This is a genomic window from Pelagibius sp. (assembly GCF_965227505.1).
GTDB lineage: Bacteria > Pseudomonadota > Alphaproteobacteria > Kiloniellales > Kiloniellaceae > Pelagibius.
The window spans coordinates 3,950,133-3,974,763 of record NZ_OZ245757.1 but is presented as its reverse complement, the minus strand read 5'-3'; the positions used below and the strand labels follow the sequence as shown (position 1 = coordinate 3,974,763).

The following is a 24,631-nucleotide window of genomic DNA, read 5'->3' as shown; positions in this document are numbered from 1 at the left end:
GGCTGCAGCCAGACTGCGTCATAAAAGATTCATCAATGTGTAACAAAACTGTGGCGCACGGCGACCTCTGCGCCGCGCCCGAACGGGGGAACGGCGGCAAGGCTCGGCCTAGGCGGTCTGCGCGGCCCCTGCGGCGACTGCAGGAACGGTCTTGCCTCTGCCCCAACGCTCCCAGGCGCGCTCGTGGAAGAAGAACGCCACCGTGTTCACCGCCGGCTCGATAAGCGCCACGCCGGTGGCGATCACCACCGAGCCCGTCAAAGCGTAGGTCACGCCGAAGCCGACGGCGAAGTGCACAACCGCGAAGGAGGCGGTTTTTGCCAGGTCCCGGGTCATGGCTCGTCCTTTCTTTAGAATAATTCTAATTGCGAATTATTATCATTTAAAGGTGAACGAGGCCGAAGTCAAGGGCTGTGACGCAGGAAAACGCTCCCCCCGGCCCCGTCGCCATGGCATGCTGAAGGGATAAAGCTCAATGAATATCAGGAATTTAGCTTCGTTCCGTGGTGCGCCACGAGAATGACGGGTGAGCCGGCTTGTCAGTCTGCCGGCTCCAGAACGAAGTCGAGAACGCGCCGACTGCCAGAGTAGAGATCTTTGCAGTACTCCATCTGCGCGAACATCGGGCAGACCCCGCGGAGCACTGGCGCACCGCTCCGCAAGGTTACCTCGTAGCGGCGCTCCTGGGCCGTCGCAGGCAGAAAGTCGCCCTTGCTTTTGGAATCCTTGAAGGTGCGGCCTTCGGCCGTGGATGGCGCCAACGTTAAGACACCGTTTTCGAGCCACCACCGACCGGTCTCACGATGTTCGCCATCCCGGTTGATCCAGTCGCCGTCATCCAGGGCCATGAAGAGGGACTGCCAGTCCGAGCTGTAGTGACCACCGGCAGCCAAGGTCAATGTCTCCACGCCCGCGTCTACAATCGTAACGTCGGTGGGGCTGGTGTCTTTGAAGGTTGCCCTCCCGATAATGTTGCGCGTACGCCAGGACCCAATCAGATCCTCGTTCTCAGGCGCTGTAAACTGAGGGGCTCCAGAAACACGCTGATAAAGCGGGCCGCCGCGAGACGGACGCTTGGCAATGCGTACAGACTCAACGAGCGTGACAAGAAACTCCGCCCACTTCGGATTCCCTGGGTCCTCCTCGTAGACGAACAGGACTGCGTTCAGTCCGGGAATCCGGTCGTCACCCCGCCGTAAGACAACGATCTGGTAAGGCGAAGCCGGAGAATTGTTGAGCTCCGCCATACCGCTCCGCTCGGTGAAACTCGGGTTGAAGACCGTAAGCCGCAGCTTGTCATCGAGCAGCCATTCATCGCTGAAGATCTCGACGTCGTAGTTGGGGTCTTTGGTGAGCCGTTGCATGTGGTAGCTGCGCGCACGCGCCAACTGGTCGTCCCGCTCATAGCGTGCGACGATCGAAACACTGTGGCGTTCCGGCGACTCGGCCTCCAAGACAGTGCCGCTCTCGTCCAGGGCGGCCACCCAGCCGTCCGGCAGGAGAATGTCGAAGCTGCCCTGGATGAAGCGGGTGTTCAGATCCAGATCCGGGTCGTCCAGGTCAGGGGCCGCGCGCAGCGCTTCCGGCGCAGCCAGGAGCGTCAGCATCGCAATGCCGCAGACCATAGAAAAAGCGCGCAGAGGTCGCCTCCCCAAACGTCAGGTTGGCTCAACTATAGCACGAGTATCCCTGAGGCAATTCCGATCGGCCGACGTCGCCGATCAGGCCGGCGCGCCGACCCGCAGCCATTGCTTGAGCGTTTCGCCCGCCGCCGCTTCCAGCGCCGGGCCCTCCTGGGCGGCCTGGGCGCGCAGGGCCGGCACGTCGACGCCGGGGGTCGTCGCGATCTCCAGGGTATGGCCGATGAACCAGCGCTCCAGGCCCGCCGCCGTCGCCTCGATATGAAACTGGGTGGCCAGCGCAAAGTCGCCCAGGGCGAAGGCCTGGTTTTCGTAGTGCGCGTTGGAGGCAAGGCGCACGGCGCCGGCGGGCAGATCGAAGGTGTCGCCATGCCAGTGCAGGACGGCGGCCCCGGCCTCCGCCACCGGTGCCAGCACCTGCTCGCCCTCCAGCGTATAGGTCAGCCGGCCGTAGCCGATCTCCTTCACGCCGCCTGGGTAGACGCGGGCGCCCAGGGCCCGGGCCATGAGCTGGGCGCCCAGGCAAATGCCGATGGTCGGCCGGCGCGCCGCCAGGCGCCGCTCGATGACGGCGATCTCATCACTGAGGAAAGGATAGGACGCCTCCTCACAGGCGCCGATGGGCCCGCCCAGCACGACCAGCAGGTCGGCATCCATCAGCGCGGGATCGGCGAAGGAATCCAGCCCCGCCTCCCGGTAGCCGATGCGATAGCCCAGCGTTTCCAGCGCCGGGCGGAAGGATCCCAAATCTTCGAAATGAACGTGGCGAATGGCGAGCGCCCGCTTGGTCATGAAGGACAAACTCCCGTGTCACAGCCGCCGGGTCCCGGTGCCGGGTCCGACGACATGGCTGTCTGCGGCGACAGTGGGTCGTTCTGCTTCGGGTCGTTCTGGTCTGGTTCGTTCTGGTTTGGGTCTTCTGCAATCAGCCGGCTGAGGAGCACACCCAGGTGCAGGTCCGCCAGCCGGCCGAAGTGATGGTGCCGCAAACGGCCTCGGCGGTCCACCAGCAAGAGGCTGGGGGTGCCCCGCAGGCCATAGCGGGCCATGGTCTCGGGCAACGGACTGTCCTTTTGAGGGCGGTCGATGCCGATGGGAAAGGTCAGGCGGTACTCATGGATAAAGGCCGCCAGGGCCGGCGGTCCCATGGCCTCGTGATGCTCGAAGACCGTGTGCAGGCCGACCACGGCGAGATCGTCGCCGGCCAACTCGTTCTGCACCATCTGCGCCTGCGGCAGGGCCTGGGCGACGCAGCCGGGGCAGAGCATCTGGAAGCTGTGCAGCATGACCACTCTGCCGCGGAAGTCGGCGAGGCTGAGCGGTCCCGCCGCATTGAACCAGCGCGCCACCGACCAATCCGGCAGGACCGGCAGTGGCGGGGGCAGCGCCCCCGCATTGCTCTCCGCCGGTGCCATCGTTTCCGCGGGCGCCATCAGAAATCCCCCTCGCGGATATAGGGGTGGCTCCAGAGAATGGTCTGCAGCACGACGGCCTTGGTCCAGGCGGCATGCATTTTCTCGACCGTCCCGGCATCGTGGCCCTGGTTGGCGAGGAAGGGCTTCACGGTCGCGGAGATCGGGTAGATGAAGGCGACCAGATAGCGGAAGTGGATGTGGTCGACCGAAGGCGCGGCATCCACCTCGTTCTTGCCGATGCGGTGATGGCGGCGGCCGATCTCGTGCTGGTAGTCGAGCCAGGCCTGGTCGTAGTCGGCCGCGGTGGTGTCACGGATCCACTGGGCGAAGCGCTGACGCACGCGGCCGAGGTATTCCATGTTCGGTTGGCCGTCGGCTTTGTTGGTGAAGTAGTAGATGAGATGGGGATTGGCGCCGACGTAGCCGTACCAGACATCCAGCACGTCCTCGATCTGATCCGCGAGAACCTCGCCGGCGAGGTTCAGGTGCGCCGCATCTTCGTCGGTGAACAGCAGGGTCTGTTTGAGGAGTTCGAGGTCCTCCAGGCTGACCGGCGAGCGCGGCAGATCCGGGCTGCCGAAAGTGTAGCCGGGAACGCTCTCCGCGGCGGCGGGCAGGCTGACGGCAGACAAAGCGGTGACGTTCAGGGACATCGCCAGCGCGGCGATCCCCGCTCTCAAAGCGGACATGGGGTCTCTCCTTTTGCTCTACGGGCTGCTCTGGGGGTCGTTCAAGGGCGGAACGACCTGCTCCAGAAAACGGCTCCAGTTCTCGTCCTGGAGCGCAGGTTCGGCGGCGACGTGATCGGGACAGTCGAGGCGCAACTCCGGCTCGCCGAAGGCGGCATCGACAAAGGCGCAGTGATGCGGGCGCTCAGGGTCGTCGTGCACCCCCGGGCGGAAATAGCGGCAGGTGACGCACATCTGCGAGACGGGGATCTGCCCGCGCCGCTGCAGGCTGCGGATCATCTTGATCAGCGCGCGGTAGAAGACCTGCCGCTCGGCCGGATCGAGACTCTCGACGGCGGCATGCAGGAAGTCGGGCCAGAGCGCCGCCTTGCCTGCCTGCTCGCGCCCCGCCTGCGTCAGGCTGAGGGCCACGGCCCGGCTGTCGGCCGGGTCCGGCTGCTTCACCACCAGGCCTTTGCGCACCAGGGCGGTCACGGCTTCGCTGGCGGTTGGCCGGCTCACGCCCAGCGCCTCGGCCACCTCGGCGAGACGCAGCCCCGCGTTGCCCGGAGCAGCAGCCAGCGTCGCGAGCGCCTGGCCCTGCGTCGGGGTCAGGCCCTGGCTGCCGGCCCCTTTCCAGGCTTGACTGCGGATCGCCTGGCCCAGCTTGCTGAGGCCGGTTCCGATCTTTTGATCGAGGATCGCGTGTTCCTGGTCGAAAGGGTTCCGGCTCATGGCAGCCTCTATTGTTTGGACTCCTAACTAAATAGCGATCTGCTCACCCCTGTCAAGGGGCGGCCATCGCAGAAAGGCAGAGCTCCTCCGGTTCCCTCTCCCGATCGTCCACCAAATTGGTCAGGCCACTTTACCCCCTGACCGCGCTCTGCCATAGTGCCGCCAGCGGCCCGCAAGAGGCCGCGGCAGCCGAACCCGCGCGGTTCGGCGGGATGCATCGAGGGAGGCCATGCCGCTTCGCGCCATAGAGCCGCAGCGACTCTATCAGCAGGTCGCCGCCCAACTGGCCGAACTGATCCGCCAGGGCGAGTGGGGCCTGGGCGAGCGGCTGCCGCCGGAGCGCGACCTGGCCGGCACCCTGGGCGTCAGCCGCCCGGTGGTGCGCGAGGCGATGATCGCCCTCGAGCTCTCCAACATCGTCGAGATCCGCCCCGGCGCCGGCACCTACGTGGCCAGCGCCAACGGTCTGCACTCCCTCTGGCTGCAATCGGACCTGGACACCGGCCCTAGCCCCTTCGACCTGATCTCCGCCCGCCGCATCATCGAAGGCGAGACGGCGGCCATGGCCGCGACCATGGCCGGTGCGGCAGAGCTGGCCGGCCTGGAAGAAGCCATCGCCAAGATGGAACGGGATATCGAAGCCGGCACCCAGGTGATCTCCAACCAGGAGGACGGCGACCTGCTGTTCCACATGCGCCTGGCAGCAGCGACCCGCAACTCGGTCATGGAGTCCATCGTCCAGCAGCTTTGGGAAGGCATGCGCCGGCCGATGTTCGCGGCGATCAGCGACCGCGCCCAGCTGCCGCGCAACGCCAAGCGCGCCGCCGGCGAGCACCGGGTCATCCTGGAACAGGTGCGCGCGCGGGACCCGGAAGGTGCGCGCCGGGCCATGCAGGACCATCTGGACCGCGTCGCCAGCCTGCTCTTGAGCGAATAGGAAAAGGAGAGTCGAACGGCCATGGGTCAGCCCCTGCAGCTTCACGAAGACCGGCTCTTTCCCTCCGACCCGGCGCAGCGCGCCGTTGCCCGGCGCCTCTATGCCGAGGTGAAGGATCTGCCCATCGTCTCGCCGCATGGTCATACCGACCCGGCGTGGTTCGCCGAAGACGCACCCTTCGGCAATCCGGCCGAACTCTTCATCATCCCCGACCACTACCTCTTCCGCATGCTCTACAGCCAGGGCGTGGCGCTGGAGGACCTCGGCGTGCCGCGCAGCGACGGCGGGCCGGTGGAAACCGACGGCCGCAAAATCTGGCGCCGTTTCGCCGAGCACTATCACCTCTTCCGCGGCACGCCTTCGCGATTGTGGTTCGACCACGCGCTTTCCGTCGTGCTCGGCATTGAGGAGAAGCTGACGTCGGAGAGCGCCGAGCGCATCTACGACCGGCTGTCGGAGCGTCTGCGCGACGACGACACACGCCCGCGCGCCCTTTTCGACCGCTTCAACATCGAGGTGCTGGCAACGACGGAGTCACCGCTTGACGATCTCGCCCATCACCAGACGATCCGCGCCAGCAACTGGGCCGGCAGGGTCATCACCGCCTTCCGCCCGGACCCGGTGGTGGACCCGGATTTCGAGGGTTTCCGCACCAACCTGGAAGAGCTAGCAGACCTCACCAGCGAAGACTGCCTGACCTGGGAGGGTTATCTGGCAGCCCTGCGCCAGCGCCGGGCGTTCTTCGCGGAGATGGGCGCCACCTCGACCGATCATGGCCACCCCAGCGCCGCCACGGCGGACCTGGACGCCGGCGCCTGCCGGGACCTCTTCGCCAAGGTGCTGACCGGCGAAGGCAGCGCGGTCGAGCACGAACTCTTCCGCGCCCAGATGCTGACGGAGATGGCGCGCATGAGCCTGGACGACGGGCTGGTGATGCAGATCCACCCCGGCTCCTTCCGCAACCACAATGCCCGGCTGTTCGAAGGCTTCGGGCGCGACAAGGGCGCGGACATTCCGGCGCGCACCGACTACGTACGCGCGCTGAAACCGCTGCTCGACCGCTTCGGCAACGAGCGCGGTCTCTCCATCATCCTCTTCACCCTGGACGAGACCAGCTACAGCCGCGAACTGGCGCCGCTGGCCGGTCACTATCCGGTGCTCAAGGTCGGGCCGGCCTGGTGGTTCTACGACAGCCCGGAGGGCATGCTGCGCTACCGCCGCGCGCTGACCGAGACGGCGGGCTTCTACAACACCGTCGGCTTCAACGACGACACCCGCGCCTTTCTCTCGATCCCGGCGCGGCACGACGTCGCCCGCCGCGTCGACTGCGCCTATCTGGCCGAGCTGGTCTGCACCCATCGCCTGGATGAAGACGAGGCACTGGAGGTCGCCCACGACCTCACCTACCGCCTGGTGAAACAGGCCTACAAGCTGTGAGTTTCAAGCAACCGGCCCCGGGGCGAAACGCCGCTGTGCCGAGACAACAATGTGAAGAAACAACGATGTGAAAGGGAGGAAAGAATGAGATTCGTGAAAACGGTAACCGCCGGTACCGGCTTGGCCCTGGCGCTCGGCCTGACCGCGCCCGCCGCCGCGCAGGAGCTGCGCGCCGCCGACACCCACGCCGACGGCTACCCCACCGTCGAGGCGGTGGAGTACATGGGCGAACTGCTGTCGGGTTGGACCAACGGCCGCCTCTCCATCAAGATGTTCCCGGGACGCCAGCTCGGCGAGGAAAAAGACACCATCGAGCAGACCATCCTCGGCGCCATCGACATCAACCGGGTGAATCTGGCGCCCCTCAACAACATCGTGCCGGAAACCGCGATCCCCTCGCTGCCCTACATCTTCCGCTCCATCGACCACATGCACAAGGTGATGGACGGCGAGATCGGCCAGGAGATTCTGGCCGCCATGGAACAGCACGGACTTGTGGGGCTGGCCTACTACGATTCTGGCGCCCGCTCCTTTTACAACACACAGCGGCCGATCACATCGCCCGCCGACATGCAGGGCATGAAGATCCGGGTCCAGAACTCCGATCTCTTCGTCTCCATGATCGAGGCGCTGGGCGCCAACGCGACGCCGATGGAATTCGGCCAGGTCTACGAGGCCCTGAAGACCGGCGTCATCGACGGCGCCGAGAACAACTGGCCGTCGTATGAGTCGACCCGCCATTTCGAGGTCGCCAAGCACTACACCCTGGACCAGCACTCGCTCTCCCCGGAAGTGCTGGTGATGTCCAAGGAGTCCTGGGACAAGCTGAGCGCCGGCGACCAGCAGTTGGTGCGCAAGGCCGCGGCGCTTTCGGTGCCGGAGATGCGCCGCCTCTGGAACGAGCGGGTCGCGGCATCCAAGAGCAAGGTCATGGCCGCCGGGAACGAGGTGGTCGAGGCGGTGGACAAGCAGCCCTTCATCGACGCCATGCAGCCGGTCTACGAGCGCTTCGCCAGCACACCGGAACTGGCCGATATGGTGAAGCGCATCCAGGCGGTCGAATAAAGCCCCTGTCGGGACGCGCCCTGCGGGCGCAGCCTTCCCACTTGGCCGGCGGCGACGCGCCGAAGCCGCCGGCCACCTTTTTCGCAGGGGACTCGTTCCTCAGACGACTCTCGGGGATTTGATGGACAGCACATCAGGCAGGGTTTTGCTGGACAGACTGGCGGTGGGCACCGCAGCCCTGGCGCGCGTGTGTCTCTGGCTCAGCGCGCTGGGCCTGGTGGTCATGACCGCGGTCATCGGCTGGCAGGTCTGGGGCCGCTATGTCCTGAACGACACGCCCCACTGGTCGGAGCGGCTGTCCCTCTTCCTCATGCTCTACTACGTGATGTTCGGGGCGGCGGTAGGCGTGCGCGAACGCTTCCACCTGGGCCTCGTGTTCTTCAAGGACGGTCTGCCGCCCGGACCCCGCCGCGCCGTGGACGTGGCGGTCAATCTCTGCATCGGCGGCTTCGGTCTCTTCATGACCGTCTACGGCCTGCAGATCACGGACTCGACCTGGACCCACAGCATCCCCTCGCTGGGCATTCCCACAGGCATCTCCTACCTGCCCTTTCCCATCGCAGGTGTGCTGATCATCCTGTTCAGCCTGGAGCACATCCTGAACGACCTCGCCGGACGGGAAACGCCCGAGGCATGACGCTGATCGTCCTCTTCGGCACCTTCCTGGTGCTGCTGCTGCTGGGCGTGCCCATCGCGTTCACGCTCGCCATCGCGTCTCTGGCAACAGTGGTCTACATGGACCTGCCTCCGGTGGTGGTCTTCCAGCGCCTCTCGGCCGGCATCAACGTCTTCGCGCTGATGGCCATCCCCTTTTTCATCTATGCCGGCGAACTGATGCTGCACGGCGGCATCGCCGACCGTCTGGTGCGCCTCGCCAACGCCGCCATCGGCCACATCCGTGGCGGCCTCGGCCTGGTCAACGTGCTCGCCTCCATGCTGTTTGGCGGCATCTCCGGCTCCGCGGTCGCCGATGCCTCGGCGCTGGGTTCGACCCTGATCCCGATGATGCGCCGCAAGGGCTACGACCCCGACTACGCGGTGAACGTGACCGTTACCTCGGCGACCATCGGCCTGACGGTGCCGCCCAGCCACAACATGATCATCTACTCCATCGCCGCAGGCGGCACGGTCTCGGTCTCCTCGCTTTTCCTGGCCGGCATGGTGCCGGGTATCCTGACCGGCCTCTGCCTGATGGTGGCCGCCTACGTCGTCGCCCGGCGGCGCGGCTACCCGGCCGAGCCGCGCCAGGCGCTGGCCGTGATCCTTACCACCTTCGCCGTTGCCCTGCCGGGGCTTCTGGTGGCGATCATCATCATCGGCGGCGTGCTGACCGGCATCTTCACCGCCACCGAGTCCTCCGCCATCGCCGTCATCTACGCCATCGTCGTCACCCTGATCGGCTACCGCAGCCTGACCTGGGAGGCCTTCGTGAAGGCGACCCTGGGGGCGGTGCGAACCACCGCCATGGTGCTGCTGGTGATCGGCAGCGCCGCCGCCTTCGGCTGGCTGCTGGCGCTGAACCAGGTGCCGGCGCAGCTCTTCGACCTCCTGCAGGCGATCTCCCAGAACCCGCTGGTGATCCTGCTGATCATCAACATCATCCTGCTGTTCCTCGGCACCTTCATGGACATGTCACCCTTGATCGTCATCACCACGCCGATCTTCCTGCCGGTGGTCCAGCAACTGGGCATGGACCCGGTGCAGTTCGGCATCGTGCTGATGATCAACCTGGGAATCGGCCTGGTAACGCCGCCGGTGGGCTCGGTGCTCTTCGTCGGCTGCGCGGTGGCCAAGATCCGCATCGAGGAAACCGTGCGCACCATCTGGCCATTCTACCTTGCGCTGCTGGTGGCCCTGGTGCTGGTGACCTACGTCCCCGCCGTCTCCATGACCCTGCCGAACCTGGTGGCGCAATGAGACGGCTGAGCGCAGCGACGCTGAAGGACCTGCCGCCCGAGGTGCCGCGCCCCGGCTACGACCGCACTGCCTGCACAGTCGGCATTGTTCACCTGGGTATCGGTGCGTTCCACCGAGCCCACCAGGCGGTCTACTGCGACGAGCGGCTGGCGGCAGGGGAGCACGACTGGGCGATCTGCGGGGCCAGCCTGCGCAGCCCTGCGGTGCACGACCAGCTGGCGCCCCAGGACGGACTCTACACCGAGGCGGTTTCCGGCCCGGACGGCGAGAATCTGCGCGTCATCGGCGCGGTGAAGGAGGTGCTGGTCGCCCCGGAAGACCCGGCGGCGCTGGCGGCGCGCCTGGCCGCGCCGGAGACCCGCATCGTCTCCCTCACCGTCACCGAGAAGGGCTACTGCCACGACCCGGCAAGCGGCGCGCTGCTGCACGATCATCCGGACATCCGCCACGACCTGCAGCATCCTGAGCACCCGAAGTCCGTTCTGGGCTTTCTCCTGGCGGGCCTGCGCCGCCGCCGTGCCGCAGGCCTGGCGCCCTTCACGCCGCTGAGCTGCGATAACCTGCCGCACAACGGGGCGACGCTGCGCGGCCTGCTGTTGGAATTGGCAGAGGCAAGCGACCCGGCACTGGCGCGTTGGATCGAGGCGGAGGTGCCTTTCCCCGCCACCATGATCGACCGCATCGTCCCGGCAACGACGGATGTGGACCGCGACCGCATCGCCGCACGCCTCGGCCTGCGCGACGAGGGCGCGGTGATCTGCGAGCCGTTCCGCCAGTGGGTGATCGAGGACCGCTTCGCCCAGGGGCGGCCGCGCTGGGAGGAGTCCGGCGCGCAGCTGGTGGACGACGTCGCCCCCTATGAGGAAATGAAGCTGCGCCTGCTGAACGGCAGCCACTCCCTGCTCGCCTATCTCGGTTATCTCTGCGGCCACAAGACCATCGCCGCCACCATGGCCGACGAGCCGCTGCGCAGGCTCGCGCGGATCTTCATGGACCGCGAAGCGGGGCCGACGCTGAAGATGCCGCCGGGCGCCGATCTGGAGGGCTACAAGGCCGACCTCATCGCCCGCTTCGCCAACCCGGGCCTGCAGCACCGGACCTGGCAGATCGCCATGGACGGCAGCCAGAAGTTGCCGCAACGCCTGTTGGGCACGGCGCGCGATAGGCTGGAGGCCGACGCGCCGATCGATGTGCTGGCGCTCGCCCTGGCCGGCTGGATGCGTTACGCCGGCGGCCGCGACGAGCAAGGCCAGGGCATCGAGGTCCGCGATCCCCTGGCGCCGATACTTGCAGAGGCCTACGCAAGCGGCGCAAGCGATGCCGAACGCATCGTCGCGGCCTTTCTGAAGATCGCCGATGTCTTCGACTCGGATCTCGCCGGGGACCCCCGTTTCGCCGGGTCGGTGACCGCCGCTCTGCACTGCATGCTGGAGAAAGGCGCAGCGGCTGCCGTCAGGGAAACGCTGGCGCGGCTTGACAGCTAGACGGCGCGCCGCGAAGCCGGGAGGGTCGGCCACGCCCGCAGGACTTCGGCCATCGCAAGGAAGAGGTGATAGAGGCTGCTGGCGGGGACCGCCTTGGCGATCATCGTACCTTCGCCATCGAACTGGTCACGCCACAGGGCGTGGTCGAGCCCGGCGAAGTGGTCGAAGAAGGATTGCAGCAAGGGGGAGATGCCCGCGGCGGCCTCTGCGTGGCCGCTGCGCTCCGCAAGGGCAAGACAGGCCTTCAGGGCCTCGGTCTGCGGCCAGAGGCGCTTGCTGCCGCCCTGGAGCACGCGCCCGTCCGGATCGATGGCGTCATAGGCGCCGAAGATGCCCTCCGCGCGGCGGTCGATGCCTTTCGCCCAGGCCCAGGCAAAGAGCCCTTCCATGGCCGGCACAACGCTGTCGTCGCCGCTGAGCTGGCCGTAGCGGTGCAGCAGCCAGACCCACTCGAAATGATGGCCCGGTTCGCGGATGAAGCTTCCATCGACCGGCGTCTCCCGCCAATCCGCGTCGAAGAACTCGGCCAGCTGGCCACTTGCCGCGGAAAAGAAACGCGCATCGAAGAGGCCGCGAAGCGCCACCGCCCGTTCGAGCCACTCCGCCCCGCCCGTCGCTTCGTGCAGAGCCAGCAGCGCCTCGAAAAGATGCATGTGCGGGTTCTGCCGCCGCCGTGCCGGCAATTGCGCCGCGCCCTCGGCCCGATGCTCGGCATAGCCGTCGAAGGCGCCGCCACGCTCCAGACGCAGGCTTTCGTCGAGGAACGCGACGGTCTTTCGCGCGGCCGCCAGGACCCCTTCATCTCCGCCTGCCCGGTAGAGCCAGGCCAGGGCCAGAAGAACGAAGGCGTGATCATAGAGATCCTTCGTGCGGTCGAGAGGCTGCCCGTCGCGCCGCAATCGCTGGAACCAGCCGCCGCCGGAGTCATCCCAGGCATGGCGCTGCAGAAAGGTGAAGGCGTCTTGCGCCCGTGCAAGGCCGCCGGTGCTGAGCCCCAGGGTTTCGGCATGGGCATAGACATAGATCTGGCGCGCCTGCACGCGCACACGGGTGTAGTCCTCCGGGCTGACAGTTCCATCCAGGTTCAGTTGTTCGAAGAAGGCGCCGTTTCGGCTGTCAAAGCCCGTGCTCTCCCAGAACGGCAGCACTGTCCCGGCAAGCCACTCCTTGAGGATGGCAGCGGTGAAAGGGGGAGCGTTTTGTGACATTTTTTGGCTCCTGACGCGGCGCGCCGCCGAGGTTTCTACCTTTGGGCGAGGCTTGCATAGCCCGGGGGCGGTCCCGGCTCAAGGCTCATGCAAGCGCCGAGACCTCTAGCATTTACAGGCGACAAGAGTGAAGGTGCCCGATTGCGCCCTAGGGCTGTTGTCATCAGCCGGTTGCATCGAAAACGCTGCGGAGTAGTATTGCGCAGGCTTTCCGGTGCCTTGATCGCCCGGAGAGAACCGAGGCCGGGTAGTGTGAGGGGTACCCGGGCAATCCTCGCGATCTGACTTGGCGGCAGCGGCAGTCTCTGTCTGCAGCGGCCTCAGGTCCAAAAGAAGATGGGGTCGATGACAGCCAAGCAACGGCTTTCCGGGGGTAGCGGTTATGCCCTCGAGCGAATCGAGATCTTCAAGGGTCTCGAGCCGCGCGAGATCGAGCGCATTTCCCAGCGCATGAACTGGCGCAATTACACCGCCAACCAGCAGATCATCGGCCACCAGGAAGCCTCCACCGATGTCTACTTCATGGTCTCGGGAACGGTGCGGGTGATCCTGTTTTCCAGCGCCGGCAAGGAGGTCGCCTTTCGCGACATCTCGGCGGGGGAGTGCTTCGGGGAGTTCGCGGCCATCGACGGGGAGCCGCGCTCGGCCAATGTCATCGCGCTGACCGACGTGATGATCGGTTCGGTGCCGGCCGAAACCTTCCGCGGTATCCTCATGGAATATCCGGCCGTCTCCATGGCCATGCTGACCTACATCACGCGCCTTGTGCGCTCGCTGAGCGAGCGGATTTTCGAATTCAGCACGCTTGCCGTGAAGAACCGCATTCATTCGGAACTGTTGAGGCTGTCGCGCGACCATCTGGGCGACGACAACACGGCCCGCCTCTCGCCGGCGCCGACGCATGCGGATATCGCCAGCCGCATCTCGACCCACCGCGAGGCGGTGACGCGCGAACTGAACGATCTGACCAAGAGTGGCCTGATCAGACGCGACGGCCGCACTCTGATCGTCACCGATGTCGCCGAGCTGGAGCGTATGGTCCACGAGGTCTCCGGCGACTGAAGCGTCAGCGGCGGTCGCAACTGCGAAACCTCCGCAGGCCCACTCCCTCGGGCCCCCTCCCTTGCAGCAGCAGGCATCCGAAGCGGACCCCGCACAGGCGAAAGCCCCGTCCGATGGGCGGCGGACGGGGCTCTCATGGGCTCACCTAAGGTCCGTCATCGTGGCTTGAGGGAGGACCTCCACAACAACGATTTAAACATAGGGAGCCGGCGCCGGAGACGGTGTGGGATTTGTCACACGGCCGGCACAAAAGAGGCCTGATCGGCGAGAAATCCGCACTCCTAGGGCGTAGGCGCGCTTCCATGGGTCTAAGCCGCAAGAGCCACGCGCCTCTCCGCCTGTTCCCTCGCGCCGGACGGCACGGCGGGCCAGACTCTCCGGAACCATCGCTTCACAGCAATTCCGGGAGAATGTGTCATGACCGATGTTTCCCGCCCTTCCAGATTGGCCCCTCGGCGCGGGCCATTCTCCTTAAAGACCTTCTTGCTCGCCGGCGGCCTGCTGGCGGCCGGCAGCCTGGGCATCGGCATCGCCGCTGCGCCGGCGCAAGCCGAGGTCGAGCGCTGGACCGTGGTCTGCGGGCAGTCCGCCTGCCTCGCCGACTATCAGGCGGCGGGCCTGCAGATCCTCATCGCACCGGAGCGCGGCACCCGGCGGCTGCGCGCCATTCTGCGTGTCAGTCACAAGGCCGGCCCCGATGCGCCGATCGCCCTGCGCCTCGACAGCGGCTGGACCGCGCATCTGCGCACCAACGCCTGCAACGACCTGTTCTGTCAGGCCGTTGTCGGTCTGGACGCCACGGACGAGGTCCTGGCCCGCTTCCGCAAAGACTTCGAGGGGATGGCCGCCTACCGCGTCGGCGAGCGCACGGTGATGGCCCGCTTCTCGCTGAAGGGCTTCAGCCATGCGCTCAACCAACTGCAGTGACCCGGGCAAGCGGCGGCGCGGGCACAGGAACGATCCTGCGCTGCTTCTGGGCACCGCCCTTCTGGCCGGGTTGTTCTGGCTGCATCTGCCGTTGATCGCACCGGCAAAGGGTGACGAGATCGCCGAGGGTCAGGCCATTGCGGCCCAGTATTGCCTGCGCTGCCACGCTGCGCCCGATGCGCCGTACAGCACCACCGCGGCCCCGACGCTGCGGGAGATGGCCCAGGCGGCCGACTGGTCGACCCTTCGTTTCGAAGCCTGGCTGGCCGCCGATCACCCGCCGATGCCGCGCTTCATCCTCACCTCCGGAGAGATCTACGCCCTGCGCAGCTACCTCTCCTCGGTGAAGAGCGATTCGCTGTTGTCGCCGGCGTTCTGAGAACCCCTAACAACTCCGACGGAGGTTCGCAGCACATGACGACACGCAATTGCGCGCGCCGGACCCTCGGCGGGCTGCCTCTGCTGCCGTTGGCCATCGCTCTGCCGCTCTGTCTCGGCGGCTGCATCACCGGCCTCGCCAGTGCCGCACTTGGCGCGTTGGGCGGCGGCGGGGGCGGAAGCGAAAGCAGCCCAGCCAGCGGACCCTTGAGCGCCAATTCACCCGAAGCCCTGCAACAGGCCCTGGCCCAGACCGACGACCGGGTCATGCCCCTCTGCCGCAGTCGCCTGAAGGCCTACCTGGATGCCAAGGCCGCGAACGATGGCGGCGCTTCAGAGGAACCCGCCGGCGACCCTGCCGCGCGCTGCGGTCTGCAGCCGCTTTGCCTGCCCGGCGCCGAGCACCCCACGGAAATGATGGTCTGCCGCCGCCCGCCGGGTCCGGCAACCGCCCTCTGACAACATCGCCAGCCGCCCCCGCTCGGCAAAGGGCTTCGGATAGGGCCCACAAAGGAAAGCGGCGGCCGAAGGCCGCCGCTGTCTCTGTCTCTCCCGAATACCGGGCGCAAACGCCGGGCGATGCCGCGATACCAACGGCCCGGTATCACTGAGCGGCGCCGTCGCCTTCCAGGATTTCACTGACCTCATCGGCGCCGTTGTTCTGGGTCTGGGTGACGGTGTTCTCGGCCGTCTGGTCGCCGACGGCCTCCTGGCCAGTGTTGATCGCGCCGTCGGAGTTGTTGAGAATGATGCAGGACGAATTGCCGCGGGCGCCAGCGCTGCCCTCTCCGCCGCAGACAAGGTAGGTCGTGGTGCCGGCCACTGCCGCTGCGCCGCTGCCGGCGCTGCCGTCCAGCATGCCGGCGTCCACCTGCTTCATGAAGATGGCCATGCTGCCGCCGCTGCGGGCGGCAAAGCCCCAGGGCTGTTCGTACATCTGGGCCGAGGCATCGCCGGCCAGGCGCGCCATAAAGGCAACCGCGAAGGCGGTGTAGACGAAGACCGTCAGAACGTCGACCGCGATCCGCATGACTGTGCGTTTCATTTTCTGCCTCCTGGAGGTCGCATCGAGCCCCGGCGGAACCTTCGGGAGCCGGGGGAAGAGGGAGCGGAAAAGACCGCTCCCTCCCCGGGGTTGGTAGGCTTTGGTTGTGCGATTACTCGCCGCCACCGCCGCCGATCTCCGGCGTGCTGACGCTGATGGACAGGTTGTTGCCCACGGCCGTGGCAACAGACGACACCAGCGGACGGTCCAGCTGACCGAGGTTGGTGTAGTTGTTGACCTGGACGCCGTAAGGCTGGGCACCGAAGCACTGTTCATCACAGAAGCTGGTGCCGACCTGCGAAAGCGCCGAGGTATTGGCATAGGCGAACTGGGTGATGTCGCCCATGACCACGGCATCGTCGCGCACCTTGGCCTCGACAGTGATCGCCTTGTTGTTGGCAACCGCGGTCGCGGCACTGTCAACCGAGGCGTTGAGGATGTCGTCCACCTGCGACACGGCCGAGATCTCAGACGGCTCGATCACGTTGAAGAGCGCCGCCAGGGTCAGGATGGCCGCCGCATCGTGGAACTCGTTGCGGTTGTTGCCGAAGCTTTCGCCGTCTTCCAGCGAGGCCAGCACGGGACCGTCGCCACCCGGCACAATCGGCACCGGGAAGGAGCCCGGATCGTCGCCGAATTCGCGGGTATTGAAGACGTACTGGCCTTCGTGGATCTCAACCATGACATCGCTGTCGATGCTGACGTTGTTGGCGATCGCCGTTGCGGTGCTGACCACCTCGGGCAGCTCGGTCAGGGCATCGAAGGAGCCGGTGGGCTCGATCTCGATGTTCTCGACCGGGATGTCCTCGAAGGTCATGACCACGTCGAGCTGATCGTCACCCTCGTCGAGTGTGCCAGAGACGTCGGTGGCGCTGCCTGTCAGGTCGCCGCCCAGATCGGCAACACCGGAAACGATGCTGGGGTCTTCAGAGTCATCGGTCATGCCGTCCAGGGTGACCGTGAAGTCGACCGTGCCGCTGGCCATGCCGCCGCCTTCGTTCGGCTGGTTGTTGTAGACGCCGTTCACATAGGATTCGGCCGTCACGTCGCCGATGTAGATCTGCAGGTCTTCCAGCAGCACCAGACCGACGGGATCGATGTCGACATCAATGTTCACGTCCTTGTCGACATGCTCGATGATCTCGAGATCCCAGTGCCAATCGACCTGGTCGAAGGCGGTCGCAGGCGAAGCCGCAAGAGCCAGCGCAGCAATGGCCGCCCCGCAAAGCAGTACAGACTTATTCGCTTTCATCGTTCATCTCCTCTAGATATCCAGCGAAGTGATCGGTCTCCACGAGATCGCAGCCTTGGATCGCGGGAAGACCAAGGAAGTCCGTCATGAGCAGGTAGACACCCATTTCCACGACGGATCTGACGCCGAGCTGCAACGGCTCGTTGCGGATCATTCCAGCGTCAAATTCGATGAGCGTATTGCCGAAGAAGCGGAACACGTTGGCTTCGACCTCGAAGCCGTATATCTGCTTCTGCAGCGAGGTTGCATAGGCAACCGAGAAGTTGCGCGCGTTGACCACGCGAAGGTCCAGCGCCACGTTGATGACCACGGTGCGCCCACCGCCGCCGATGCCGTTGACGAAAAGCCGCGCACCGCCGGAGGTGATGTTGTAATTCAGCTCGGTCAGGGCGCCGACGACGATGAAGTCGCTGGCCGGCAGATCGTATTCCGTCAATCCGCGGCCCAGCCGGCCCTGCTCGGAGAGCTTCATTTCCGCAAGGGGTATGCGCAGGTCGAGCCGTTCGATCAGGCGCGCCTTGCGCGTCTTCCAGAGCGCGGAGATCACCATCTCCGAAACGCCCTGGCTGAGGGCATGGCCGTTGTCGTCGTAGTTCACCTGACCGGTCTTGTCGGCCACCTCGCCGACCGAGAAGACGGGCAGATTGTTGCCCGGCGATTCGGCCAGACTGCTGAGGCACTGGCTGTAGGGCGTGTGATTGCTGGTGACCGGGAAACTGAAAACCGGCGCCACACCGGTGTCCGGAAACGGTGGCCCGGCACAGGCGCTCAGCGCCAGTCCGGCTGCCATTACGAAGGCGCTCGCCTTTGCTCGCATAATCCATCCCCTATGCATCGATCTGTCTTCTTCGACCCGACAGCGCAAAACTTGCGCGGGATCAATGTTCGGGGATGTTACGGGAAATATTTATTGAATAAAGCGAGCGAAGGTATATTTCAAAATAAACATGAATTAATACTTTCAAATGGAGGTAACTATATATATGAAAACCCCGCGAGTATTAATACGCTATACCAAAGTATTACTATGCCTGCGTGGGCGAATGTGGGATTTCCCCGTGCTAGTCTCTCGGTGATCAAAGCGCTGAAACGCGCCGAATTGGGCCGAATCATCCCCTCGGCCCGGCTTTCTGGAGGACCCGCAAAAATGTTCGATCGCAACGCGCAGACCCCCAACCCGAACGCCGCGGCCGACGACCGCCGTTGCGCGTTGTTGGCATCGGGAATCGACACCGCCCCTCTTTTGGACGCGCTCAAACGCGTCCCCAACACCCGGGTGGGCGACATCTGCATCTTTCCCGCAAACGGCCTGGGCGAGCCGGAGGCGGACTACCTGATCCTCGCCGCCGAAGACGGCACCAAGCTGACCCGGCTGGAACAGCAGATCGAGCGCTGGTCGGGGGAGCGAACCCGCGTGCTTCTCGCCGTGCCGGAATCGAAGTGCGCGTTTCTGGGCGATCTTGCGCAGCGCGCGGACGGCCTCATCCTGCTGGAGGCCGGTCTGGACTATCTGGAGGAAAGCCTCTGCCTGGCACGCGAAGGCTATTCGGTCATGCCCAGCCCGCGCCAAGGCGGCAGCGGCAGCTACAACCACCTCGATATGCTCTGCCGGCTGAGCGAAAGCGAGCAGGCGATCCTGGCACTGCTGGCCACAGGCGAAAGCAACCGCGCCATCTCGGCACGGCTTGGGGAAAGCGAAACCCGGATCAAGTCTCTGGTGCGGGCGATCCTGGTCAAGCTGGAATGCCGCAACAGGACCGAGGCTGCGGTTCTGGCCGCCACCGTGCTCCTGCCGCTTCAGGAGAGCCTGCGAAACGCGGAGGCGCAGATCGCAGCGGGCGAAGCGGATCCGGTGGACGACGAAAGCGCGGCGGACGAAGCGCCGGATACCACCAACGGCTCGCCTTCAAAGGGCCCCACGCGCTGGAACTGAAGCGATATGGGGGTATTACCTCTTCTGGCACATTGAACGAAAGCGCCATTCCCCGAAAGTGATAGGAGAGACGCCGTCTCTCAGTGCCCGGCGCCCCATGGCACCCGGCAAGCGAGAGACGCAGCGCAACTCTTCGCTCACCACAGGAGTTCGCAGAATGGCCTTTCGTTTGCTGCCCTGCCTATTCGTCGCAGGGCTGATCCTTGCCGGCACCGCGCCAGAAGCACAAGCGCAGTGGAACAACCGGCCCTTTTCCTTCAGCAGTGGCGGGGGCGTCGGCATGAGCTTTGCCGGGCGCCAGGCAATCCTGCAGGAAGAGATCCTGGGCATCCGGCCCGACAATCTGCTGCGCGGACCGGGCGGCGCCCTGGTTGACGTGACCGAGGGTCCCGGATCGACCGCCATCGTGCAGGGCCAGGCAAGCCCCTTCCTTCCCGGCTTCGCCCCGCGCGGCAGCAGCTTCCGGCGCAGCGCCGCCGATGGAGCGGGGATCTTCAATCCGTTCTTCGCGCCCAGGTCCGGCGGCTCCAGTACGCCGAGCGTCCTGACCAGCCTCAAGACCTCGGCCACCATCGCGTCCTGGACAAACATGGTCTCCGCCGGCTCCGGACGCGGCGCCGTGGTCATCTATCCGGGGGCCGGCAGTTCGATCGACGCCTGGACGGCCCTGGTCGGCGGTTAAATCTGGTCGGCGGTTAAATCTGGGGCGGATAAGGAAGCCAAAACGCAACGAGGCCCGGCTGCGGCTGCAGCCAGGCCTCGGGTGCGGGGGAGAGCAACGGGGGCTGACCCCTTGCCCTACCCCGTCAGCTGTGAGAGGGCCGGCGTCCCGGCGGGGTCTGGAAACATAGGCTCGGCCCCACCTCCGAAAGGCAGACCCGGTGCCAAACCGTGGTTCAGCGCCCAGATCGCGGCTTGGGTGCGGTTCCCCGCTTTGATCTTCCTGAGCAGGCTCTTCATGTGCACCTTGACGGTCGCCTCGGTGATATCGAGACGGTTTGCGATCACCTTGTTGGCATCGCCGTAAACGAGGCAGCGCAGGATCTCCTGCTCGCGGTCCGACAGACCGTACTCCTCAATGCGCTTGCAGCTCGACGGCGCCACACCGACCGCGCCGTTGATCAGGGCCGCGGCAAGGTCCGTCGGCATGACCTTCTGGCCCATCATCGCCAGCTTCAGCGAGTGAATCAGGGCTTCCAACGAGATATCCTTCAAAAGAAAGGCATCGGCGCCGGCGTTCAGGCAGGCGGCCAAGGTGCGCGGATCGCGCTCGTCGGTCAGCACGACGACCGGCACATCCGGCATGTCGTCCTGCAGTTGACGCAGATCCTCGACCAGCAGCGCGACATCGCCGCGCAGTTCGATCAGGATGAGGTCCGGATCGTCCCCGTCGATGACATCTTCGATGTCGGAAACGCTGGAAGCCTCTGCGCAGACGTCAAAGGAGCTGCCCTTCAGCAGGCTCTTAAGACCTTCAAGAAACAGGCGGTTGCGCCCCACCAAAAGCGTGCTTGTCTCAGACATAACGGTGCTCTCCCTTCCCTTTTGTCCACCAACCCCTGGCTTGACAAAGGCCTCCCTGGTCCCCGGATCTGCCCCCTCGGCAGCGAGGACTGATGTCTCTTGAGCAAAACCCTAAGAGTCGGCGCGGGAAGGGTCTGTGAGGATTACCACAGAAGGAGGATTTCGCACTTTATGAAGCGAAAACAGAAGCTTGGTCAGAGCGACCGGAGCGGATCGCGCGTCGCCGGAAGTCCTTTGCGGCTGCGCCGCTGCCCTGCCGCGCGACCAATGCGCCACACATGAAGCCGCTCTAGAGCCCCAGTGGCGGCGCCGGGCCCAGCGATGTGGCGAACAGGCCAAGTCCGAGAAGGATCAGCAGAACCGCACCCCCCAGACCGAGAAGGCGGTAAGTGGTGTCGATCCAACGGCTTTTCGCCCCCATGGCCGCAAAAGCAAGCCGTTTCGAGTAGAGCGTCGCCAGGGCCAGAAGCGAAACCGTTGCCGCGGTGCCGAAGGACATCGCCGCCGTAGCCACCACACCGGCAGCGAAGACTCCATGAAACAGGGCGAAGAGCAGTACAAGCACCGCGCCGCTGCAGGGTCGGAGGCCGACCGCCGCGACGATGCCCCCGGCCTTCGAGAGCAAGCCCCTGCCGGACAGCAGGGCCGGATCGGGCAGATGGTTGTGGCGGCAGCCATCCGCATGCCCCCCCGAACCGCCCCCCGCGGCGTGAGCCTCGGCCCGCTCCGAGCGACGCCGGCGCGCGACCGACCAGAGAAGCCAGAACCCGACAGCGGCAACCAGCGCATAGCTGGCCGATTCCAGTGTTCCCACGGCTGCCGTCACCTTGAGCCCGCTCATATCGAGGAACACGGCCAGGACAGCGACCAGGACGACAGCTGTCAGGCCCTGCACGAAGGCCGCCAGGAAGGCCAGGGCGATCCCGCGGCGCACGGCGCTTTCGTTGGCCAGAAGGTAAGTGGAAATGACCGCCTTTCCATGACCCGGACCGGCGGCATGGAAGATGCCGTAGAGAAAGCTGAGGGTGATGAGAAAAAGCAGAGCCGCACCGCCGTTTTCCCCCTTCAGCGCGCGCACCGCCGTGGCGAGGCGGCGGTGCAGCTCGCCCTGTTTTTGATGCAGATACTGAAGCGCCGTCTGCCAAGGCCCCCCCGAAGTCTCCTCGGCCGCGGCCTGCGGCGGCGGCACCAGAGCGCTCTGGGCGTCAGCCGCAGGCGAAAGCGCGGCCAGCAGGGCCAGCGCCAGCACGATCGCCAGCACCCAGCGGCCGGCGTCTGCGCAGGAACCGAGCGCGATTGTGGGCCTCGAAGGAATCATCGGCAGGAGGATCATCGGCCCTGAAACGTCACTGGGTGGCCACCGCAGGCGGGCAGTCCAGGGTCACATGCGTCGCGAACTGCGCCGCGATACTGAGCCCGGCGGAATCAAAGATGTCGGTTTCGGCGATGTTGAGGCTTTCCGTCCCGCCACCCCGTTCCATACGAAGGTCGCATCTTTCCGGCGCCGGCCCGGCGAAAGTCACCGGACGGTCTTTCGCCGCGTCGATGGAGATGTAGAAGCTGGGGTCGTAGCTGGTGAAGCCTACATTCTCCAAGCGCGGATCCACCGGCTGCGCGAGCGGCAGGACGAAGCGCAGGCTGAGGAGACCGTCCTCAAACGTCGATCCGAAGTCCACGACCTTGCCGTACTCGGCATCCCGGCCATCGACGCTGACGTAGGTGAAGTAGCGATAGTCCCTCAGCGACGTCACGTTCACCTCGGCCAGCGGCTGCAGTTCCGGTTCGTCGAAGCGGCCGTCGCCATTGACATCCAGGCCTTCGACCGCAAAGACGCTGTAGAACTCGTCAAAGCGCCATTCAATCTCGAGAGCGCGAACACGCTGATCCGCGTCGAAGAGGATCCTGGTCTTGGATTCGATCCAGACATGGGGATGCGCCTGCGCCGGCTGTGATACCGGGAACAATGCCGTCCCCAGCACGCCGGCGGCGCAGAAAAGTGCGGTCAGTCGTGCGGTGGCTCGAGGCACCTGCATCTCCCTCGGAACGGCAGAATCCTTCATACCCCGCAGGCCAGAGGCCCGCGCATCAGAGATATGTAAGCACGATGCAGCCTACAACTGGTTAACGGGCGCTGCGAGGGTTTTACAGGGCCAGCCCGTGAAAGTCACCGCAGTGGCCCCGAGGGCTGCGGCGCCAGCGCCTTGGCCGCTGCGGCCTCAAGAACCCAGGCGGCGCGGATGTGAAAGGCCCCCCAAACCACCAGACCAACGAACTTGGCCCCGTCCTCGAGAACCCACGGCCAGACCGCCGTGGTCGTTGCGGTCAACTTGCTGATGTCGACCGCCACGCTGAGCGCCAGGAGGCAGACCGCCAGCAGGAGCGGGAAAGAGCCCAGCTGTTTCAGCAGGCCGCGGAAGGCGATGCCATAGCACAGCGTACAGCCCCCATAGACGGCAAACAGGGCAAGATCGCCCCAGGCCGCGCGCAAACGCAGGTTCTCGTGCAGCATGAAGAGGTCGTCGAACAGCAGCACGCCAGTGAAGGCCGCCGCCACGAAAAGAAAGAGGCTTTCCCGGCGGGCATCGCCGCGCTGGGCCAGGCGCAGCGCAGTGAACGCACAGACGGCGGCCGTCGCGCACCAGACAAGAGCGCCCAGGTTCGACAGCAAGCCCAGATGCGGGGCCCCCTTCTTGCCCATGATCGCCAGCGGATCGCGCGTCAGGTCGGAAAAGGGAATGCGTGTCTGCAGCGCCAGCACCGCCACCACCAAGGCAGCGCCACAGCAGGCGGCGGCAACGATCCACGCCGTTACCGCCGCCGGCGTCAGCCGTCGGCTCATCGCGGGTCCGGACTCCCTCCGGCTCCCGCCAAGCGAGAAGAAGGACACGGCGACTCCTGAAACGTGACGTCCGGATGACGTTTCTTTTGCTGTTCGATGAAGCCTAGCGGAGGGAGCGCGGCAGGTGCAAATGACCTATTTGGGGCGAGTTTGTCATTAGCTTTTTCTTGCGATGATTGCTGTCTCTCAGGATCTGCCCATCATGATGCGGCAACAGCTGCCGCCGTGGTCCGGGCAGTCGCCCCCCTGTTTCAATTGTTTCTGCCGGGCCCCGCCGCAGCGCTGCGCCAGGATTGCGCCTGAACATCCCCCGGCTGTCGTCCCGACCAGATCAAGCCATTGATATTCCTAGAGACCTGAAACCACCTCCGGCTGTACTGCCCATCCCCTGAAGCACCGGCGGTCGAATCGTTTCAGGACGGGGCCCAAGCGTACATCCGTTGCACCTGCGAACAATTGATACCAAATCGCGCGCGCCGCGAAATCGGCGGGAAACAGGGGGCCCCTATATCTGCCATCCATACGGAACGGCTGCGTGGCTCACACTGATCGCGAGTATCCGCTCGCGGGCACGGCAGCAGCCGCTTCGATGGGCGAACCAAACGTACTTAATGACCAAATCGAATTTCAGGAGCTTGGTGGAGAGATGAACAATTCAAATCTGTTTGGCTCGCCGATGATTCTGCCCGGTGTTCGACCGGCCAGCCCTTTCGGCGCAGCCCCGCGGCCCTCTTTGCGCGCAAAGCTGGTCCGCAGCATCAACGAAATCATGGAGCAGTTCTTCGGACCGCTCATGAGCCGTGCGCGGGTCCGCAGGACGGTTTTTGAGCTCTCGCAGCTGGACGATCACATGCTGCGTGACCTCGGTCTGAACCGCGGGTCGATCATCAGCACGGCGCACGAGGTCGAAGAAAGGCTCCATGGTCGAGGTCGCGACTATGGCGTGTAAGTCTTAGGTCATCGGATCGGTGCGTGGGGAGACGCACCGGTCCGGTCGACGTTGAGTTGGGGAACGTCGGCAAGGATTGCGGTGCATTCTGGTCAAAAGTACAGGTCACAAATACTGGGGTGGGCAAAGTCGATGGTGGGACCATCACAGCACTCATTGGTCAAGACATCCGGGCAGACGGGAAAACCCGCCGCCAAGACCACCACCTCCATCACT

At 65.3% G+C, this 24,631-nt stretch carries 27 protein-coding genes; 13 read left to right on the top strand and 14 right to left on the bottom strand.

All coding sequences use genetic code 11. The annotated features are described in order from the left end of the window. Positions 1-108: 108 nt before the first annotated feature. The 6 genes from ACO06P_RS18695 to ACO06P_RS18670 all read right to left on the bottom strand — a co-directional run bounded on the left by ACO06P_RS18695 (position 109) and on the right by ACO06P_RS18670 (position 4,458). The gene (locus tag ACO06P_RS18695) at positions 109-336 is read right to left on the bottom strand and encodes a DUF2061 domain-containing protein (RefSeq protein ID WP_420346734.1); all 228 of its coding nucleotides are present in this window, start codon (positions 334-336) and stop codon (positions 109-111) included. 203 nt (positions 337-539) lie between these two features. Further along, positions 540-1,607: a hypothetical protein gene (locus ACO06P_RS18690; RefSeq protein WP_420346733.1), complete on the bottom strand. Its 1,068-nt coding sequence runs from the start codon at positions 1,605-1,607 to the stop codon at positions 540-542. Positions 1,608-1,721: 114 nt separating this feature from the next. Beyond that, positions 1,722-2,432, bottom strand: coding sequence for a glutamine amidotransferase (locus ACO06P_RS18685; RefSeq protein ID WP_420346732.1), 711 nt, complete (start codon positions 2,430-2,432; stop codon positions 1,722-1,724). Continuing rightward, on the bottom strand, positions 2,429-3,073 hold the full coding sequence (locus tag ACO06P_RS18680; protein ID WP_420346731.1) for a TlpA disulfide reductase family protein: 645 nt from the start codon (positions 3,071-3,073) through the stop codon (positions 2,429-2,431). The genes ACO06P_RS18685 and ACO06P_RS18680 overlap by 4 nt, the downstream gene beginning before the upstream one ends. Beyond that, positions 3,073-3,744 carry a protoglobin domain-containing protein gene (locus ACO06P_RS18675; protein ID WP_420346730.1) on the bottom strand — a complete coding sequence of 224 codons (672 nt, stop codon included), beginning with the start codon at positions 3,742-3,744 and terminating at the stop codon, positions 3,073-3,075. The genes ACO06P_RS18680 and ACO06P_RS18675 overlap by 1 nt, the downstream gene beginning before the upstream one ends. 18 nt (positions 3,745-3,762) lie before the next feature. Next, complete coding sequence (locus ACO06P_RS18670) at positions 3,763-4,458, bottom strand: MarR family winged helix-turn-helix transcriptional regulator (protein WP_420346729.1); 696 nt, start codon at positions 4,456-4,458, stop codon at positions 3,763-3,765. Between the two features lie 229 nt (positions 4,459-4,687). Here ACO06P_RS18670 and ACO06P_RS18665 point away from each other — a divergent pair, with 229 nt between their 5' ends. The 6 genes from ACO06P_RS18665 (at position 4,688) to ACO06P_RS18640 (ending at position 11,298) form a co-directional block, all read left to right on the top strand. Beyond that, complete coding sequence (locus ACO06P_RS18665) at positions 4,688-5,395, top strand: FadR/GntR family transcriptional regulator (protein ID WP_420346728.1); 708 nt, start codon at positions 4,688-4,690, stop codon at positions 5,393-5,395. A 21-nt stretch (positions 5,396-5,416) separates the two neighbouring features. Beyond that, complete coding sequence (gene uxaC, locus ACO06P_RS18660) at positions 5,417-6,832, top strand: glucuronate isomerase (protein WP_420346727.1); 1,416 nt, start codon at positions 5,417-5,419, stop codon at positions 6,830-6,832. Between the two features lie 84 nt (positions 6,833-6,916). Then, on the top strand, positions 6,917-7,897 hold the full coding sequence (locus ACO06P_RS18655; protein ID WP_420346726.1) for a TRAP transporter substrate-binding protein: 981 nt from the start codon (positions 6,917-6,919) through the stop codon (positions 7,895-7,897). Between the two features lie 121 nt (positions 7,898-8,018). Continuing rightward, positions 8,019-8,534 (top strand): TRAP transporter small permease, encoded by a 516-nt coding sequence (locus ACO06P_RS18650; protein ID WP_420346725.1) that lies wholly within the window; start codon positions 8,019-8,021, stop codon positions 8,532-8,534. Continuing rightward, entirely contained in the window at positions 8,531-9,814 is a 1,284-nt protein-coding gene (locus tag ACO06P_RS18645; protein ID WP_420346724.1) for a TRAP transporter large permease, read from the top strand. Before ACO06P_RS18650 ends, ACO06P_RS18645 begins: the two co-directional genes overlap by 4 nt. Further along, complete coding sequence (locus ACO06P_RS18640) at positions 9,811-11,298, top strand: mannitol dehydrogenase family protein (protein WP_420346723.1); 1,488 nt, start codon at positions 9,811-9,813, stop codon at positions 11,296-11,298. The genes ACO06P_RS18645 and ACO06P_RS18640 overlap by 4 nt, the downstream gene beginning before the upstream one ends. On the opposite strand, the gene ACO06P_RS18635 is transcribed toward ACO06P_RS18640, so the two are convergent. Beyond that, a complete protein-coding gene (locus ACO06P_RS18635) occupies positions 11,295-12,506 on the bottom strand; it encodes an AGE family epimerase/isomerase (protein ID WP_420346722.1) in 1,212 nt (403 codons plus the stop codon). The two genes, ACO06P_RS18640 and ACO06P_RS18635, sit on opposite strands and share 4 nt — an antisense overlap. A gap of 345 nt (positions 12,507-12,851) precedes the next feature. Between ACO06P_RS18635 and ACO06P_RS18630 the strand changes: the two genes are divergently transcribed. From ACO06P_RS18630 to ACO06P_RS18615, 4 genes are all read left to right on the top strand, one after another. Then, on the top strand, positions 12,852-13,568 hold the full coding sequence (locus tag ACO06P_RS18630; RefSeq protein WP_299399956.1) for a Crp/Fnr family transcriptional regulator: 717 nt from the start codon (positions 12,852-12,854) through the stop codon (positions 13,566-13,568). 483 nt (positions 13,569-14,051) lie between these two features. Beyond that, a complete protein-coding gene (locus ACO06P_RS18625) occupies positions 14,052-14,495 on the top strand; it encodes an invasion associated locus B family protein (protein WP_420346721.1) in 444 nt (147 codons plus the stop codon). Beyond that, positions 14,473-14,874 carry a c-type cytochrome gene (locus ACO06P_RS18620; protein WP_420346720.1) on the top strand — a complete coding sequence of 134 codons (402 nt, stop codon included), beginning with the start codon at positions 14,473-14,475 and terminating at the stop codon, positions 14,872-14,874. The genes ACO06P_RS18625 and ACO06P_RS18620 overlap by 23 nt, the downstream gene beginning before the upstream one ends. A 35-nt stretch (positions 14,875-14,909) precedes the next feature. Continuing rightward, positions 14,910-15,332, top strand: a complete 423-nt coding sequence (locus tag ACO06P_RS18615; protein ID WP_420346719.1) for a hypothetical protein — start codon at positions 14,910-14,912, stop codon at positions 15,330-15,332. 145 nt (positions 15,333-15,477) lie between these two features. Here ACO06P_RS18615 and ACO06P_RS18610 read toward each other — a convergent pair whose 3' ends face one another. The 3 genes from ACO06P_RS18610 to ACO06P_RS18600 form a co-directional block, all read right to left on the bottom strand. Then, complete coding sequence (locus ACO06P_RS18610) at positions 15,478-15,918, bottom strand: hypothetical protein (protein ID WP_420346718.1); 441 nt, start codon at positions 15,916-15,918, stop codon at positions 15,478-15,480. Positions 15,919-16,030: 112 nt separating this feature from the next. Then, positions 16,031-17,170: a hypothetical protein gene (locus tag ACO06P_RS18605; RefSeq protein ID WP_420346717.1), complete on the bottom strand. Its 1,140-nt coding sequence runs from the start codon at positions 17,168-17,170 to the stop codon at positions 16,031-16,033. Then, positions 17,157-17,987 carry a CsgG/HfaB family protein gene (locus tag ACO06P_RS18600; RefSeq protein WP_420346716.1) on the bottom strand — a complete coding sequence of 277 codons (831 nt, stop codon included), beginning with the start codon at positions 17,985-17,987 and terminating at the stop codon, positions 17,157-17,159. Before ACO06P_RS18600 ends, ACO06P_RS18605 begins: the two co-directional genes overlap by 14 nt. A gap of 330 nt (positions 17,988-18,317) precedes the next feature. Between ACO06P_RS18600 and ACO06P_RS18595 the strand changes: the two genes are divergently transcribed. Together ACO06P_RS18595 and ACO06P_RS18590 are read left to right on the top strand one after the other, a co-directional pair. Further along, entirely contained in the window at positions 18,318-19,103 is a 786-nt protein-coding gene (locus ACO06P_RS18595; protein WP_420346715.1) for a helix-turn-helix domain-containing protein, read from the top strand. Positions 19,104-19,260: 157 nt separating this feature from the next. Continuing rightward, positions 19,261-19,785 (top strand): hypothetical protein, encoded by a 525-nt coding sequence (locus tag ACO06P_RS18590; protein ID WP_420346714.1) that lies wholly within the window; start codon positions 19,261-19,263, stop codon positions 19,783-19,785. Positions 19,786-19,901: 116 nt separating this feature from the next. On the opposite strand, the gene ACO06P_RS18585 is transcribed toward ACO06P_RS18590, so the two are convergent. The 4 genes from ACO06P_RS18585 to ACO06P_RS18570 all read right to left on the bottom strand — a co-directional run bounded on the left by ACO06P_RS18585 (position 19,902) and on the right by ACO06P_RS18570 (position 23,466). After that, positions 19,902-20,627, bottom strand: coding sequence for a LuxR C-terminal-related transcriptional regulator (locus ACO06P_RS18585; protein ID WP_420346713.1), 726 nt, complete (start codon positions 20,625-20,627; stop codon positions 19,902-19,904). Between the two features lie 289 nt (positions 20,628-20,916). Further along, complete coding sequence (locus tag ACO06P_RS18580; protein ID WP_420346712.1) at positions 20,917-21,945, bottom strand: nickel/cobalt transporter; 1,029 nt, start codon at positions 21,943-21,945, stop codon at positions 20,917-20,919. Positions 21,946-21,973: 28 nt separating this feature from the next. Continuing rightward, entirely contained in the window at positions 21,974-22,654 is a 681-nt protein-coding gene (locus tag ACO06P_RS18575; protein WP_420346711.1) for a DUF1007 family protein, read from the bottom strand. Between the two features lie 137 nt (positions 22,655-22,791). Continuing rightward, a complete protein-coding gene (locus tag ACO06P_RS18570) occupies positions 22,792-23,466 on the bottom strand; it encodes a hypothetical protein (RefSeq protein WP_420346710.1) in 675 nt (224 codons plus the stop codon). Positions 23,467-24,055: 589 nt separating this feature from the next. Here ACO06P_RS18570 and ACO06P_RS18565 point away from each other — a divergent pair. Next, positions 24,056-24,415: a DUF1127 domain-containing protein gene (locus ACO06P_RS18565; RefSeq protein ID WP_420346709.1), complete on the top strand. Its 360-nt coding sequence runs from the start codon at positions 24,056-24,058 to the stop codon at positions 24,413-24,415. Positions 24,416-24,631: the final 216 nt, after the last annotated feature.

Excerpts from the sequence above, each read along its gene's own strand:
- ACO06P_RS18695 (WP_420346734.1), bottom strand. The coding sequence starts at position 336 with ATGACCCGGGACCTGGCAAAAACCGCCTCCTTCGCGGTTGTGCACTTC.
- ACO06P_RS18690 (WP_420346733.1), bottom strand. The coding sequence starts at position 1,607 with ATGCTGACGCTCCTGGCTGCGCCGGAAGCGCTGCGCGCGGCCCCTGAC.
- ACO06P_RS18685 (WP_420346732.1), bottom strand. The coding sequence starts at position 2,432 with ATGACCAAGCGGGCGCTCGCCATTCGCCACGTTCATTTCGAAGATTTG.
- ACO06P_RS18680 (WP_420346731.1), bottom strand. The coding sequence starts at position 3,073 with ATGGCGCCCGCGGAAACGATGGCACCGGCGGAGAGCAATGCGGGGGCG.
- ACO06P_RS18675 (WP_420346730.1), bottom strand. The coding sequence starts at position 3,744 with ATGTCCGCTTTGAGAGCGGGGATCGCCGCGCTGGCGATGTCCCTGAAC.
- ACO06P_RS18670 (WP_420346729.1), bottom strand. The coding sequence starts at position 4,458 with ATGAGCCGGAACCCTTTCGACCAGGAACACGCGATCCTCGATCAAAAG.
- ACO06P_RS18665 (WP_420346728.1), top strand. The coding sequence starts at position 4,688 with ATGCCGCTTCGCGCCATAGAGCCGCAGCGACTCTATCAGCAGGTCGCC.
- uxaC (WP_420346727.1), top strand. The coding sequence starts at position 5,417 with ATGGGTCAGCCCCTGCAGCTTCACGAAGACCGGCTCTTTCCCTCCGAC.
- ACO06P_RS18655 (WP_420346726.1), top strand. The coding sequence starts at position 6,917 with ATGAGATTCGTGAAAACGGTAACCGCCGGTACCGGCTTGGCCCTGGCG.
- ACO06P_RS18650 (WP_420346725.1), top strand. The coding sequence starts at position 8,019 with ATGGACAGCACATCAGGCAGGGTTTTGCTGGACAGACTGGCGGTGGGC.
- ACO06P_RS18645 (WP_420346724.1), top strand. The coding sequence starts at position 8,531 with ATGACGCTGATCGTCCTCTTCGGCACCTTCCTGGTGCTGCTGCTGCTG.
- ACO06P_RS18640 (WP_420346723.1), top strand. The coding sequence starts at position 9,811 with ATGAGACGGCTGAGCGCAGCGACGCTGAAGGACCTGCCGCCCGAGGTG.
- ACO06P_RS18635 (WP_420346722.1), bottom strand. The coding sequence starts at position 12,506 with ATGTCACAAAACGCTCCCCCTTTCACCGCTGCCATCCTCAAGGAGTGG.
- ACO06P_RS18630 (WP_299399956.1), top strand. The coding sequence starts at position 12,852 with ATGACAGCCAAGCAACGGCTTTCCGGGGGTAGCGGTTATGCCCTCGAG.
- ACO06P_RS18620 (WP_420346720.1), top strand. The coding sequence starts at position 14,473 with ATGCGCTCAACCAACTGCAGTGACCCGGGCAAGCGGCGGCGCGGGCAC.
- ACO06P_RS18615 (WP_420346719.1), top strand. The coding sequence starts at position 14,910 with ATGACGACACGCAATTGCGCGCGCCGGACCCTCGGCGGGCTGCCTCTG.
- ACO06P_RS18610 (WP_420346718.1), bottom strand. The coding sequence starts at position 15,918 with ATGAAACGCACAGTCATGCGGATCGCGGTCGACGTTCTGACGGTCTTC.
- ACO06P_RS18605 (WP_420346717.1), bottom strand. The coding sequence starts at position 17,170 with ATGAAAGCGAATAAGTCTGTACTGCTTTGCGGGGCGGCCATTGCTGCG.
- ACO06P_RS18600 (WP_420346716.1), bottom strand. The coding sequence starts at position 17,987 with ATGCGAGCAAAGGCGAGCGCCTTCGTAATGGCAGCCGGACTGGCGCTG.
- ACO06P_RS18595 (WP_420346715.1), top strand. The coding sequence starts at position 18,318 with ATGTTCGATCGCAACGCGCAGACCCCCAACCCGAACGCCGCGGCCGAC.
- ACO06P_RS18590 (WP_420346714.1), top strand. The coding sequence starts at position 19,261 with ATGGCCTTTCGTTTGCTGCCCTGCCTATTCGTCGCAGGGCTGATCCTT.
- ACO06P_RS18585 (WP_420346713.1), bottom strand. The coding sequence starts at position 20,627 with ATGTCTGAGACAAGCACGCTTTTGGTGGGGCGCAACCGCCTGTTTCTT.
- ACO06P_RS18580 (WP_420346712.1), bottom strand. The coding sequence starts at position 21,945 with ATGATTCCTTCGAGGCCCACAATCGCGCTCGGTTCCTGCGCAGACGCC.
- ACO06P_RS18570 (WP_420346710.1), bottom strand. The coding sequence starts at position 23,466 with ATGAGCCGACGGCTGACGCCGGCGGCGGTAACGGCGTGGATCGTTGCC.
- ACO06P_RS18565 (WP_420346709.1), top strand. The coding sequence starts at position 24,056 with ATGGGCGAACCAAACGTACTTAATGACCAAATCGAATTTCAGGAGCTT.